This window comes from Lacinutrix algicola (assembly GCF_001418085.1).
GTDB lineage: Bacteria > Bacteroidota > Bacteroidia > Flavobacteriales > Flavobacteriaceae > Lacinutrix > Lacinutrix algicola.
Genome location: NZ_LIQH01000021.1, coordinates 56,858 through 70,700 on the forward strand (window position 1 = coordinate 56,858; position 13,843 = coordinate 70,700).

General features: G+C 30.2%; 9 protein-coding genes and 1 tRNA gene. 9 read left to right on the forward strand and 1 reads right to left on the reverse strand.

Annotated features, from left to right (window positions below; translation table 11 throughout):
• The first annotated feature begins 46 nt into the window (after positions 1-46).
• The 7 genes from ASC41_RS01740 to ASC41_RS01770 all read left to right on the forward strand — a co-directional run bounded on the left by ASC41_RS01740 (position 47) and on the right by ASC41_RS01770 (position 11,421).
• Positions 47-415 (forward strand): response regulator, encoded by a 369-nt coding sequence (locus ASC41_RS01740; RefSeq protein WP_055434921.1) that lies wholly within the window; start codon positions 47-49, stop codon positions 413-415.
• A 7-nt stretch (positions 416-422) separates the two neighbouring features.
• Positions 423-6,050: a PAS domain S-box protein gene (locus ASC41_RS17065; RefSeq protein ID WP_055434922.1), complete on the forward strand. Its 5,628-nt coding sequence runs from the start codon at positions 423-425 to the stop codon at positions 6,048-6,050.
• Positions 6,051-6,509: 459 nt separating this feature from the next.
• Positions 6,510-7,937: a hypothetical protein gene (locus tag ASC41_RS01750; RefSeq protein WP_055435068.1), complete on the forward strand. Its 1,428-nt coding sequence runs from the start codon at positions 6,510-6,512 to the stop codon at positions 7,935-7,937.
• A 321-nt stretch (positions 7,938-8,258) separates the two neighbouring features.
• Complete coding sequence (locus ASC41_RS01755; RefSeq protein WP_055434923.1) at positions 8,259-8,681, forward strand: hypothetical protein; 423 nt, start codon at positions 8,259-8,261, stop codon at positions 8,679-8,681.
• Positions 8,682-8,700: 19 nt separating this feature from the next.
• A complete protein-coding gene (locus tag ASC41_RS01760) occupies positions 8,701-9,096 on the forward strand; it encodes a DUF7793 family protein (protein WP_152971396.1) in 396 nt (131 codons plus the stop codon).
• Positions 9,083-10,927, forward strand: a complete 1,845-nt coding sequence (locus ASC41_RS01765; RefSeq protein WP_055434925.1) for a PAS domain S-box protein — start codon at positions 9,083-9,085, stop codon at positions 10,925-10,927. The genes ASC41_RS01760 and ASC41_RS01765 overlap by 14 nt, the downstream gene beginning before the upstream one ends.
• 20 nt (positions 10,928-10,947) lie before the next feature.
• Positions 10,948-11,421 (forward strand): response regulator, encoded by a 474-nt coding sequence (locus ASC41_RS01770; RefSeq protein WP_241489615.1) that lies wholly within the window; start codon positions 10,948-10,950, stop codon positions 11,419-11,421.
• Between the two features lie 121 nt (positions 11,422-11,542).
• Here the strand turns inward: ASC41_RS01770 and ASC41_RS01775 are convergent.
• Positions 11,543-11,618, reverse strand: a tRNA-Phe gene (locus ASC41_RS01775).
• 180 nt (positions 11,619-11,798) lie between these two features.
• Between ASC41_RS01775 and ASC41_RS01780 the strand changes: the two genes are divergently transcribed.
• Both ASC41_RS01780 and bamG read left to right on the forward strand, forming a co-directional pair.
• Positions 11,799-12,527 carry a type III pantothenate kinase gene (locus tag ASC41_RS01780; protein WP_055434926.1) on the forward strand — a complete coding sequence of 243 codons (729 nt, stop codon included), beginning with the start codon at positions 11,799-11,801 and terminating at the stop codon, positions 12,525-12,527.
• Positions 12,527-13,843: a BamG family beta-barrel-assembly machinery protein gene (bamG, locus tag ASC41_RS01785; RefSeq protein WP_055434927.1), complete on the forward strand. Its 1,317-nt coding sequence runs from the start codon at positions 12,527-12,529 to the stop codon at positions 13,841-13,843. Before ASC41_RS01780 ends, bamG begins: the two co-directional genes overlap by 1 nt.

Sequence of the window (13,843 nt, forward strand, 5' to 3'; positions counted from 1 at the left end):
TTTTAATATATTTATCACTAAGTCCACTAGTAAAAAACACTAAATAATGAACTCTACCATTTTAATTATTGAAGATAATATACAAAATATGTATATGCTTTCGTATTTACTCACAAGTAGTAGTTACAATGTTATTAAGGCTTACAATGGGATAGATGGGTTAAATTTAGCAAATAAAAAACATCCCGAAATTATTTTAGTTGATATTCAGTTACCAGATATGGATGGTTATGAAATATGTAGCAGATTAAGATCTAGTGGTTTGCCAAAAAGCATTGTTGTTATCGTAGTAACATCACATGCTATGGGCGGAGATCAGGAAAAAGCAATTGAAGCTGGAGCAAATGGGTATATAGAAAAACCTATTAATCCAGATACTTTTGTAAAACAAATGGAGAGTATATTTAAAGCATAATTAAGGTATGAAAACAATATTAATAGTAGATGATACTTTTGAAAACCTATATTTACTAAGAGTTATACTTGAAGAAGTAGGCTATCTAATTGTAGAAGCTAAAGACGGTAAAGAAGGCTTAGAGAAACTACATGAATACGATGTAGATCTAATTATATCAGATATTTTAATGCCAGTTATGGATGGTTATCTATTTTGTCAAGCTTGTAAAAAAGACGAACAATTTAAAAATATTCCTTTTGTTTTTTACACCTCTACATACACCGAAGCGCTAGATGAAGATTTTGCGTTAAAACTAGGAGCAGTTCAATTTTTAAGAAAACCAACAGATCAAAATAAAATACTATCTGTAATTAAAGATATTTTTGCTGATATTATACCAAAGGAGAAAGTTGCTAATAAAATAAAATTTACTGAAGAAGAAGTTTTAAAACTCTATAGTAAAAGATTGATTAGTAAGCTTGAACAAAAGAACTTAGATCTTGAAAGTGAGGTTTTAGAAAGAGAAAAAACACAGCGTTTATTAATACATAAAAATGAAATTCTAGATTTAATTGCAGTAAATACTCCTTTGCATGAAATCTTTGATCGTTTAATTTTAAACTATCAGTCTATTTATCCGGGGTATTATGGCTCTATTAGTTTAATGGATCAAGATGGTCTACACCTTGTTTTAGAATCTTCACCATCACTACCAGAAGTGTATAGTTTGGCACTAAAACGAGTTGCTATAGGAGAAAAAGTGGGTTCATGCGGTACAGCTGCATTTACAGGAAAACCTGTTATTGTTTCAGATATAAGCACAGATCCTTTATGGGTAGATTATAAAGATATCGCGTTAGAGAGTGATTTAAAGTCTTGTTGGTCTATTCCATTTTTATCAAAAAATAAAACAGTTATAGGGACTTTCGCTATTTATAGTAAGTCTATAAGTGCGCCTTCTTTAAGCGATATTCGCGAATTAAATTTTAGATTAAACTTAGTTAGCATAGCAATTGAGAAATCTAGGATTGTAGAAGAAATTAAAAAGAAAGACGAGTCTTATAAAGCATTAATAGATCAAGCAACAGATTCTATTATTACTTATTCCTTAGACGGAACAATACATAGTTTTAATAAAGCTGTGTATGTTAATTTAGGATATACAGAGGAAGAATTTTTAAAACTAAATATTAACGATCTTAATCAAGGTAATTTTATTAAGAGTAAAGAAAATTATGAAAGTTTATTAAAAGGAGATCCTATTCTTTTTTTTAGAAAGTTTAAGCGTAAAGATGGGTCTTTTATAGAGACAGAGGTGTCTTCAAGAATGCAAAAGGATGGGGAGGTCTTGTCTATTGCGCGAGATCTTACAGAGCGTAAAAATGCAGAATTTAAGCTTTTAGAAAGTGAGTATAATTTAAAGCAGGCTCAAATAATTGGAAATATAGGGTCTTATTCTTTAGATTTAAACACTCAGATTTGGGAAAGTTCTATTGTGCTTAACAAGATGTTAGGTTTAGATAAAACGTCTGTGAAAACATTCGAAAGCTGGATGAATGTTGTTCATCCAGAGGAAAGAGAATCTGTTAAAAATCATTTTGAAGATTGTATTTTAAACAACAAGAAGTTTAATAGAGAGTACAGAGTTGTAAAAGTAGACGATAAAAAAGAAATTTGGGTCCATGGAATAGGTGAATTCGTTTTCGATAGCGATGCAAAACCAATAAAAGTAATTGGGACCATGCAGGATATTACCAACCGTAAGCATGCCGAAATAAAAATACAAGAAAGCGAATATAATTTAAGACAATCTCAATTAGTTGGTAATATAGGTTCTTATGTTATCGATTTAAACGAAATGACTTGGCAAGGATCTGCATTTTTATACAGCGTTTTTGGCATTAATAGAGATTATGCTAGAACAATGGAAGGTTGGACAGAGCTTATTCATCCGGACCATAAAGAAGAAGTTTCTTATTATTTTGAATATTGCGTTATAAATAATAAGAAATTTAACAAAGAGTATAGGGTTTTAAAGCAGGGCTCTAAAGAAGAAGTTTGGGTGCATGGAATAGGTAAACTTATTTTTGATGATATAGGTAATCCTACAAAAATGATTGGTACGATTCAAGATATTACGCAACGTAAAAACATTGAATTAGATCTAAGAAAAGCAAATGAATTTTCTTCTAGTCTTCTAAATGGTATGCATGAAGGCTTAATTGCTATAAATTTAGAATCAGAAATAATTAGTGTAAATCCTTCTTTTTGTAAAATGACAGGTTTTACTGAGAAAGAATTAATAGGTGTTAAGCGTCCGTTTCCATATTCTCCACCTGAATTGCAAAAAGAAAATGATGAAAATTATAAATTATTAAAAGAAAATAAAAATAAAAAGAATTACCAAAACACGTACATGCGAAAAAATGGGGAGCGTTTTCCTGTACATGTTTTAATATCGAGTATTTATGATGTTAATGGTGTGAAAACAGCAAGTTTTAGCACGGTTCAAGATATTACGGAGCGTAAAAAGGCTGAAATAGATTTAAAGCTAGCTAAAGATTTTTCAGAAAATCTTATTCTAAATTTAAACGAAGGTTTATCAGTTGTAAATATGGAAGGCGTTCAAATAGAAGCAAATCCGGCGCTTTGTAAAATGTTGCGCTTTACAAAAGAAGAATTAGTAGGTCAAAAAGCTCCTTTTAATTATTGGCCGCCAGAAAAACGAGAAGAAATTGAAGAAACATACACTAACATACTAAAAGGAGAATATAGTAAAGTAGAGTTAACTTTAATGCGTAAAAATGGAGAGCGTTTTCCTGTTTTAATGTCGGCTTCATTTGTTAAAAATAATGAAGGAGAAGTTATTGCTAATATTGCAACAATACAAGATATATCGCAGCGTAAACAAGCCGAAAAGAAATTACAAGAAAATGAGAGGTCGTTATTAGAGGCTCAAAAAATAGCAAAAATAGGAAGTTATAGTTTAAATCTGAAAACAGAAAAAATAGAGGCTTCTACTGCTTTTAAAAATATCTTAGAATTGGAAGATAATGGAGATTTTTTCTTTCAATCTTGGGAGGAGATTATTCATCCAGATGATGCGCTTTTAGATAAAGAAATGTTTGGAAATAGCATTGAGACTGGAGAAGCATTTGATCTAGAATTTAGAGTAATAACTAAAAATAAAAAGCAATTAAAATGGATTCATGTATTAGGTCATATTATTCATTATGATAATGAGCCTGTTGAGTTTTTTGGTACAATTCAAGATGTTACTGAACGTAAACAATCAGAAATAAAAATTAAGGAAAGTGAAAAGTCGCTTTTGGAAGCGCAAAAAATAGCGAAAACAGGAAGTTTTAATTTAAGTTTAAAAAGTTTAATAGCTGAAACATCTATAACATTCAATGAAATTATAGGAGTAGAAAAAAACACTATAATAGATTTTGGTATTTGGAAAGCAATTGTGTATCCAGAAGATAGGGCGGTTGTAAAAAAAATAGTTTTAGAATGTCAAGAGTATAATAAAAAGTTCGATTTAGAATATAGAATCATAACTAAAGACACAAATGAGTTAAAATGGATTCATGGATTAGGGGAGATCATCTCTGTAAATGGTAAAGAGATAAGTTTCGTTGGTACCATTCAGGATATAACAGCTCGTAAAAAAGCAGCAATAGACCTTAAGATAGCAAACGAATTTACCGAAAACCTTGTTATGTCTATGCAAGAAGGTTTGTTTATGGTAGATTTAGAAGGTGAAATAATTAAAGTAAACGATTCATTATGTGAAATTCTTGGATATTCAGAAGAAGAGCTTATTGGTCAAGAATTACCGTATCCTTTTGCACAAGAAAAGGACTATGAAAATATGCTTAAAATTAAGGATGAGGTGGCAAAAGGAGATGCGCTATCTTTTCAGTTAGAGTTTATTAAAAAATCAGGGAATAAGTTTTTAGCCTCTTTTTTAACAGGAATAATTAAGAATGATGAAGGAGAAGTTGTAGCTATATTTGCAACAATTAAAGATGTTTCAGAAGAAGAGAAAATTAGGAAAGCTTTAGAAGATATTGCGATAAAGTCAAAGCAGAAAAAAGATGTTATTCTAGAATTAGCTAGTCTCATTGGTGAAGATTTCGATTCTTCTTTAAAGAAGATTGCAATAGAGTCTGCTAAAGCGTTAGATGCAGATTTGGTAACTATATGGGAGTATAGGAATGAGCAAACGGAACTAATGAGCAGGTTGTTTTATAACGCAACAGATAATTTGTTTAAGGCAAATGAATTAATGATAGTAAAAGATGATTTTCCAAACTATTTTAATGCATTTAAAAATAGAAATAGTATAAATATAAAAGATGTAAAATCTAATTCAATAACTAAAGATTTTGCTAAACAATTTTTTATTCCTAATAATATTTTTTCTAGAATAGATGTGTTAATCCATGGTAGAAATAATTATTATGGTATTATAAGTTTTGAGAGTAAGTCAAACAATAGAGTTTTTAGTGTAGATGAAGAAAGTTTTGTTACTTCTATAGCTAGTATTGTTTCTTTAATGATAGAAAGTGCAGAGCGAAAAACTGCAGAAAATAAAATAGCAATTACTAATCAGAAACTAACAGAGGTAAATAAGGAACTAAATACATTAAAGGAGCAATTAGAACAAGAAAATGTTTACCTGCGTAATGAGTTAGACTTAGTGTTTAATTATGAGGAAATGGTTTATGGAAGTGTAGAGTTTAGTAATGTTTTAACAGAGGTTGAGAAAGTTGCTCCAACAACTGCTACAGTGTTATTATTAGGTGAATCTGGTACAGGAAAAGAGTTGTTGGCAAGAGCTGTACATAATACGAGTTTACGTAATAATAAACCATTAATTAAAGTGAATTGTTCTGCAATACCTAGGGAGTTGATTGAGAGTGAGTTGTTTGGTCACAAAAAAGGATCTTTTACGGGAGCTGTCAGTGATAAAGTTGGGAAATTTGAATTAGCAAATGGAGGTACTTTGTTTTTAGATGAAATAGGAGAGTTGCCATTAGATATGCAGCCAAAAATATTAAGGTTTTTACAAGAAGGTGAAATTGAGGTTGTTGGTGGTGTTACTGGATCAAAAAAATTAGATGTTAGAGTGATTGCAGCAACTAATAGAGATTTAAAAGAAGAGATTAAGAAAAAACAATTTAGAGAAGACTTGTACTTTAGACTTAATGTTTTTCCAATAGAGGTTCCGCCTTTAAGAGACAGAAAAGACGATGTTCCTTTATTAGTTGAGCATTTTGTAGATAAATTTAATAAGGCTTATGGAAAGAATATTAAGTTTATTACAGATGATGCCATGAGTAAGTTGAAAGCTTATAATTGGCCAGGTAATATAAGGGAATTAGAGAATTTGATAGAACGTGCCTCTATCTTGTCTAGTACGGAGACTTTAATTGTTCCCGGATTCGAATCTTCTACGCAAAAAGCAAAGCCAATTAATAGTAAAGATTTAACTCTAGATTCTGTTCAACGTAATCATATTATAATGGTTTTAGAAAAATGTAATTGGAAAATTAGTGGGCCTAAAGGAGCCGCTATTGTGTTAAATTTAAAGCCTAGTACATTACGAGATAGAATGACTAAATTGAATATTTTAAAATCTAAATAAAATAACGGAATACCGTTAGTTTCTGCTTTTCAACCTAAAATTAAGCGGTATAACGATATTTTTATAATTAGCAATAATTCACATTATAATCATAAGCAACTAATATATAGGTGTTTATGATTTTTTTTGTTCTTAAATTAATTTTGGCATTCGTATTGGTAGCTTTTTTATAATACTATTGAAAATCAAGAGGTTGTCGAGTAGTTTTTATTTGTGTATTTAATAAAATTATAGTGGAGCTGTAATTAAATAATATAAAATAATGCTGTTAGCTGTAAAGGTCTAGTTATTGTTAACCAATTCTTTTTAGAATTAATAGAGCGTTTTTTTTTTTTATATAAGAGTTTGATTGTTATTCCTATAAACCTCTTGATTCAATAGTAAATGTCTTTTGTGGTTTTGTTTAGTGCAAGCCTTAAAGTCTTAATCAAAATCCAAAATAAACTAAACCTATTAATTATGAAAAACTTAAAACCATCTTTAAAAACACTTCTACTAGCTGTCTTTGTTAGTTTTAGTTATTGTTCCTTTTCTCAAGTAGGCATTGGTACAACGTCTCCGGATCCTTCTTCTGTTTTAGATATTAGCTCAGAGACTCAGGGAATGTTGGCGCCAAGAATGACTACTGCTCAAAAACTAGCGATAGTCAACCCAGCAGATGGGCTGTTGGTTTATGATATAACTGAAAGTGCTTTTTATTTTTATAACTCAAGTAATTGGTTAATAATGCCTACGGAAAAACGTGACAATCACAAATTAATTAAATCTGCTGCAGATTTAAATGATGAGCTTGCAGCTGGAGGAGGAAGTGAGTATTTGTTAACTCCAAATACCTTATACGAGATTAATGGCTCAGTTACCTTGGCGCAGTCTATTAACTTAAATAATGCATATATACTTGGGTACGATACTAATGAAGATATTTTGACAAAATCAGGAGGAACAATGTTTGTAGGGAATTCGGGAGGTAGTATAAAGGGTTTAACGCTAACAGCTCCAGGAGGGACTATTTTTAATTTAACGGGAACAACTACCGAAAACTTTGTTTTTAGAGATGCTGTAGTTGCAAATTCAATGTCAGTAGGTTCTGTGGATGGATACGGATTAGCATTTTCAAGTATTGTTCAGTATTCGGGAAATGCAAATGGTATTACTTATTCAAATATTAGAGAGTTGTTGTTGAGTAATCAAGGTTGGTTATCTACAAACTCAGGAACTTATGAAACATTTGTAGGAGCATTTAGTATTCTTGAAAAGCAAGGTGGTTTTTCTCATGTAAATGGTTCTGCTATAGGAATAGATGTTAGTAGTAATCCTGTTGTAGAAAAAGGAGTGTTAACAGGAGCTAGTTTTAGTGGTACTAGTACACAGTATATTAAAAAGTATACATCAGGTTCGTTTTCAGGTTATAGTTTTAGTAATGCATGGACGGTAGATTGTCCTGGATTTTCTGTAGAATCAGATGAGGTTGCTACTGGTCATATTTATTACGACGGAACTATTACAACAGGTTTTGTTCAAAGTGCTCCAAATAATAGTGCTTTTAATTTGTCAGGGAATAGTGGTTCTAATAGTACTACTGTAGTAAACGCTCTTAGAGTGTCGTCACCTCAAGATAATAGGTTGACGTATTTAGGAAAAAAAACTAGAACATTTCAAATAAGTGCTTCATTATCGGTACGTGGCAATGTTAATTTGGGTGATTATTATGCGTTTTTTATTAGAAAAAATGGAACAACAACTTTAACTGAAACTAATACAATTATGAGAGTGAATGTTTTGGCAGATATAACAAGTAATTCAATTTCAGGAACAGTTGAGTTGGAGCCAAATGATTATATAGAAATTTGGGGACAAAAATTAGTAGGTAGTATTGTTACTTCATAAATAACAGTTTTTTCTTTAAATCTTAATATTAAATAAATAGCAGTAATTTTTTAAGAGTTATAACTGAGTAATGAGAGCTCGGTATATTAATAGCTCTCTTAAAAATAGAGTTATAGTAATTTGTAGTGTTGCGTTTACTAACGTAATACCGTCAATTTGTAAATTTAACCTAAAGGTCACTCACGGGATATCGTTATTTTTTTATTATAGCTAAATTTACCAGTTACATGTAATAATTTAATAATCAGTCGATTGAGTGTTTTTCTTTGAAAAATGAGACATTTGGCATCTTATTAGTATTGGTTTTATAAAGATATAGTTATGGAAAATGAAATACACATAAATAATATTAAAATTTGGCTGAACCGAAATGTTATTTATTGTGATATATATAATGATTTTGATAAAAACTATTCTTTAGATGGTGTCGAAGATTTGTTTTATGAGGCGATATCAATATTGTCAAATGAAACTTACTTGCCAGTGATATTTAATTTTAGCGAGCTCAATACTTTGTATGGTTTAAGGTTGTTTAGAATTTTGTCTAATAGTTTAAAAATTGAAAACGCAGTGCTTTCAAAAGTTTTTTTAGTAAAAAAAAATAAGCATAAAGTTCTTCTTTCTTTATGTCAAATATTTTACGGCTTTAATTTTTCTAATTTGATTTTTAAAGATTCCAATTTAGCAATAGAATATAGTAGTGAAAATTATACGGTGTTTAATTCTTTAAGTTGTGATGGTTAACATGGAAAATGTAATAAAAATGGGTCAGTCAAAGTTTTGGACAGATAATGGTATTTTATATTGTCAGTTTAGAAACGAAAAAGCTAATTACACATTTGAATTAGATGCAGTTAAAGTTTTTATTAAAATTATAGACAAGCTGTGCGATGGTAAGCCTATGCCTTTTTTAATAGACTCTAGAGATTCTCAAGGTACTTTTACGCGAGAGTCGTCTAATTTAATGGCTAATTCTCCTACATTAGTTAAGTTAAGGATTTCTGAAGCTTATGTTATTAATTCTATTGGAATAAAATTGATAGTAAATTCATACAAAAGAATTTATGAGCCACTTACTCCGTTTAAAATGTTCGATGACCTTGAGTCTGCAAAACAGTACTGCTTAAAAGCTAAAAATAATTTTTATGGAAGCAATTAAATATAGTTTATTAAGCAGTCTTAATGATGAGGTTTTAGAAACCGTTTTTGAGAATTCTATAGTTTCTATAACAGATTCTTTAGGTAGGATAGAATATGTGAATAATAAATTTTGTAAAATTTTAGATTGTAATGCCAATAAACTTATTGGGGAAACACACGAATTACTAAAATCGCCATTACATTCAGATCGTGTTTATAAAAACTTGTGGAGAACCATTAAAATGGGAAATAAATGGAGTGGTGTTTTGGCCGATTTCTCGAAAACAGGAAATCCATTTTGGTTAGATACTACAATTATACCATTGATAAATGAGGAGCAAAAAAATGTAAAATATTTAGCGATCTATAATGATGTAACAAAATATCATGAAAAAAACATTAAGCTTTTGCAAGATGATTTAGCTAGTAAAAATTTCTTAAAAAAAATACCTTTAAATGTGTTTACAATTTCTAGGTATGGAAAGATTTTAAATGCTAATAAGCGCTTTTGCAGTAATAAAGTTAATGATTTAATCGATACCTATCTATATGATTATTTTAGCCCTGAAGTTTTTGAGTATTTTAAACAGAATATAGATAAAGCTTGTGTAGATAAATTAACTCACGAGTTCGAATTGTATGATTTTAATGTTGTTGGAGAGAAAAAGTTCTTTTCGGTAGTGGTTTCCCCTAACTTTGATGAAATAGGTGTTGTTGTTTCTGCAACAATAGCATTGTATAAAATCACTAAACATAACAGTTCGAGTAATAAGTTAATTGATGCAGAAGCAAAATTTAGAACAATTTACCAGTCTATAAATGTTGGTATTATTGTGGTTGCAAATGATAAAGGCAATATTACGGAGTGGAATAAAGGTGCAGAGGCAGCTTTTGGTTATGAGAAAGAAGAAATAATAGGTAAATCGTTAACAGTTTTAATGTCTGATAAATATAGGAAAGGAAATATTACCCAGCTTAAAAAGACTGTTAATAGAATTAAAAACAAACAAAATGTAAATGCTGTAGAAATGTGTTGTTTGAATAAGGATGGTAGTCAGTTTCCTGTGGAATTTGCTTTAAGTTCTGGAAAAATTGGTGATAGTAGTTTTTATTGCGCGATGATGTTAGATATAACAAAACGTAAATTGTTAGAAAATAAATTGAAAGTAAAAACTAAAGACCTAGAGCTGTTTTTGTATCGTTCTGCTCATGATCTTAAGGCTCCTTTTTCATCAGCTGAAGGGCTTCTTGATTTGTTAAAAGATGAAAAGGTTAGTGAAGAGAAAGAATTGTTAATGGGCATGTTGGATACTGTTGTTAAAGATGGAAAAGAATTATCAGAAAGTCTTTCTCAAGCATCTAATATTTTGATTAATAAAAGTGAGATTAAAAAAATCAACTTTTCTAAAATTATAGATGGAGTATTGGCTTCGTTAAAAGGAGTAGAGAAGTTTTCTGCTATAAATTTTAAAGTAGATGTTATCGATACTTGTGATTTTAATTCGTATCAAGAAAAAATAAAATATATACTGCAAAACTTAATTCAGAATGCTATAAAATATTCTACAGATATTGAAGAATTAGATAAATCTTATGTAAATATAATAGTAAGAACTAGTCAAAAAGAAGTAATAGTAATTGTTGAAGACAATGGTGTTGGTATGCATAAAAAGAAGATTCATAAAATTTTTGATTTATACTATAGGGCCAATAGATTTAATGAGACTGGTCACGGTTTAGGGCTTTATGTGGTTAAAAACATAGTAAGTGAACTAAAAGGAAGGGTAAGTGTTGAAAGTAGTGTGGGAAACGGTGCTCGTTTTGAAATTGTTTTACCAAGTAGTGTGTAGGTAATATTAAAAAAAGAGGTATGAATATAATGTTAATTGATGATAATAAGATAGACTTGTTTGTTAATCAAAAAATTATTGAGAGGTTAAGTACAGGTTGTGATATTCGAGCATTTACTAGTGCGAACTCTGCTATTAATTTTTTGAAAATTTTAGAAGATGAAGGTGCTTATCCAACAATGTTTGTTCCGGATGTAATATTATTAGATATTAACATGCCTGAAATGGATGGGTTTCAATTTTTAGAGGAATTCGAAGAGCTTAATAAAATAGATAAAAAAAGTATTAGAATATATATGTTGTCTTCATCAACTAGTCCTCAGGATGTGGAGAAAATAGAAGCATCTAATTCTTGTATAGGTCTTATTGCTAAACCGCTTAAAATATATAATGTTGAAGAACTTTTAGAAGAATTTAGGCCATATCTTAAAAGGTTTGATGCTGAGGCCGAAGATGTTAGCTTGGTAGGTTTTAAACAGTCTATTGAGGTGTAATGGACGGTTTGTTTTATTATAGCTTCCTCTTTAAAAACAATTTAAATAAACATAGCAGCCTTGGTGGTGTAAAGATATTTGTAAAACCAAAAAACCCGATTCAGATGAATCGGGTTTTTAGTGGTGGTGCCTCCAGGAATCGAACCAGGGACACAAGGATTTTCAGTCCTTTGCTCTACCAACTGAGCTAAGGCACCAGTTGCATTTAATTGCGAGTGCAAATATAGTCTCATTTTTGGTTCTACCAAAGATAAAGTTGAAAAATTTTAATTTATTTTTCATGAAATTAAAAAAGTATAATTCAGTAGTCATAAAATCAGTAGATTACATTAGAAAAAAATAATTCAATTTTGTAGATTTGTTTTTCAATTTAATATATGAATTTAATTATTGACGTAGGCAATACGTATACAAAGCTGGCTGTTTTTAAAAAAAACGAGCTAATCGATAAAAAAAGCGTTGAAACAGAAGACTGTATAAGTCAAATAAAGAAACTTCAAAAGGAATACAAAGAATTGGATAGAGCAATAGTCTCTTCGGTTGGTCGATTAAATATTGATACTCTAGATTTTCTTAAAAAAGAATTCGAACTTCAAATATTATCTAGTAAATCTAAATTACCTTTTAAAAACTTATATAGTACACCAAATACATTAGGTATCGATCGTATAGCTTTAGTTTGCGCATCGGTAGAGCAGTTTTCAGATAATAATGTGCTAATTATTGATGCAGGTACCTGTATAACTTTCGATTTTATAAACGCTAAAAATGAGTATTTAGGAGGTGCAATATCTCCAGGTATTCGTATGCGTTATAAAGCAATGCACAATCAAACAGCCAATTTACCGTTGTTAGAAACAGAAGTTCCTAAGCATTTTATTGGAGATGCTACTGCTGCTTCTATACACTCTGGCGTTATAAACGGTGTTTTTAACGAAATAGATGGTTGTATAAGTAAGTATAAAGCAGAATATCAAGATTTAACAGTAATTTTAACAGGAGGAGATGCTAAAATGTTGTCTAAACAATTAAAAAGTAGCATATTTGCGAATTCAAATTTCCTTTTAGAAGGATTGAATTTTATTTTACAATATAATCAACACTAATGATAAAAAAACTTGTATTAGTTTTTATTGCATTATTTGCAATTCAAAGTTACGCTCAGGAAACAACAGCTTCACCATATTCTTTTTATGGTATAGGGAGTTTAAAGTTTAAAGGTTCTGTGGAGAATGTAAGCATGGGAGGATTGAGTATTTATAAAGATAGTATTCATGTAAATTTTAGAAATCCTGCAACTTATGGAGGGTCTAATATTACTACCTATAATAACGAAAGCCGTCCTGTAAAATTTACAGTAGGAGGAAGTCACACATCAACAGAGTTAAAAACAAATTCTAGTACAGATCGTGTTACGTCTACTACTTTCGATTATTTAGCTTTGTCAGTTCCGATAGGTAAACTAGGTTTCGGTTTTGGATTACTCCCATATACATCTGTAGGTTATAGGTTGGAATCAAAGAACGATGCAGGAGATATAGATACACGTTTTAGTGGAGAAGGAGGTTTAAATAAAGCCTTTTTGTCTGTAGGTTATCAAATAACAGAAGGATTAAGTGCAGGAATAGACGCAAATTATAATTTTGGAAATATTCAAAATAGCACAATACAATATACTTATAATGGCGATGGTGATCCTTTGCAAACAAAATCTAGAGAAACTAATAGGTCAGATTTAAGTGGTCTTAGCTTTAATTTAGGATTACATTATAAATCAATGATTACAGATAAGTTAGAATTGCAGTCTGCTGTTACTTATGCACCAACAAGTGATCTTAGTTCTGCTAATGAGCGATCTTTTTCTACAATTACCATAAATGAAATTACAGGAGAAGAATTTGCGTTAGAAACTATTGAGGCAGATTTAGCTGCAAGTGGTTTAGATGATACAAGCTTAACACTTCCATCAAGACTATCTTTTGGAGGAGGAATTGGAGCGCCAAGAAAATGGTTTGCAGGAATAGAATATACAACACAAAATACAAGTAAGTTTTCTAATGTTTTATATCAAAATACAGCAACGACCTTTGAAGATGCTTCAACTTTGTCTTTAGGTGGTTTTTTTATTCCTAAATATAATTCGTTTTCAAGTTATTGGAAACGTGTTGTTTATAGAGGAGGTTTGCGTTTCGAGAATACAGGATTGCAAATAGAAAACCAATCGATTAAAGAGTTTGGCATATCTTTTGGAGTAGGTTTACCAGCGGGAACAAACAGAGAGCCGTTCTCGAATGCTAATTTCGGTTTTGAAATTGGTAAACGTGGTACAACTAATGCTAATTTAATACAAGAGAATTTTGTTAATTTTAAAATTAGTTTATCGTTAAACGATAGATGGTTCAAAAAAAGAAAATTCGACTAA

What these genes read in the sequence shown, in the direction of transcription:
- ASC41_RS01740 (WP_055434921.1), top strand. Translation starts at nt 47, where the DNA reads ATGAACTCTACCATTTTAATTATTGAAGATAATATACAAAATATGTAT.
- ASC41_RS17065 (WP_055434922.1), top strand. Translation starts at nt 423, where the DNA reads ATGAAAACAATATTAATAGTAGATGATACTTTTGAAAACCTATATTTA.
- ASC41_RS01750 (WP_055435068.1), top strand. Translation starts at nt 6,510, where the DNA reads ATGAAAAACTTAAAACCATCTTTAAAAACACTTCTACTAGCTGTCTTT.
- ASC41_RS01755 (WP_055434923.1), top strand. Translation starts at nt 8,259, where the DNA reads ATGGAAAATGAAATACACATAAATAATATTAAAATTTGGCTGAACCGA.
- ASC41_RS01760 (WP_152971396.1), top strand. Translation starts at nt 8,701, where the DNA reads ATGGGTCAGTCAAAGTTTTGGACAGATAATGGTATTTTATATTGTCAG.
- ASC41_RS01765 (WP_055434925.1), top strand. Translation starts at nt 9,083, where the DNA reads ATGGAAGCAATTAAATATAGTTTATTAAGCAGTCTTAATGATGAGGTT.
- ASC41_RS01770 (WP_241489615.1), top strand. Translation starts at nt 10,948, where the DNA reads ATGAATATAATGTTAATTGATGATAATAAGATAGACTTGTTTGTTAAT.
- ASC41_RS01780 (WP_055434926.1), top strand. Translation starts at nt 11,799, where the DNA reads ATGAATTTAATTATTGACGTAGGCAATACGTATACAAAGCTGGCTGTT.
- bamG (WP_055434927.1), top strand. Translation starts at nt 12,527, where the DNA reads ATGATAAAAAAACTTGTATTAGTTTTTATTGCATTATTTGCAATTCAA.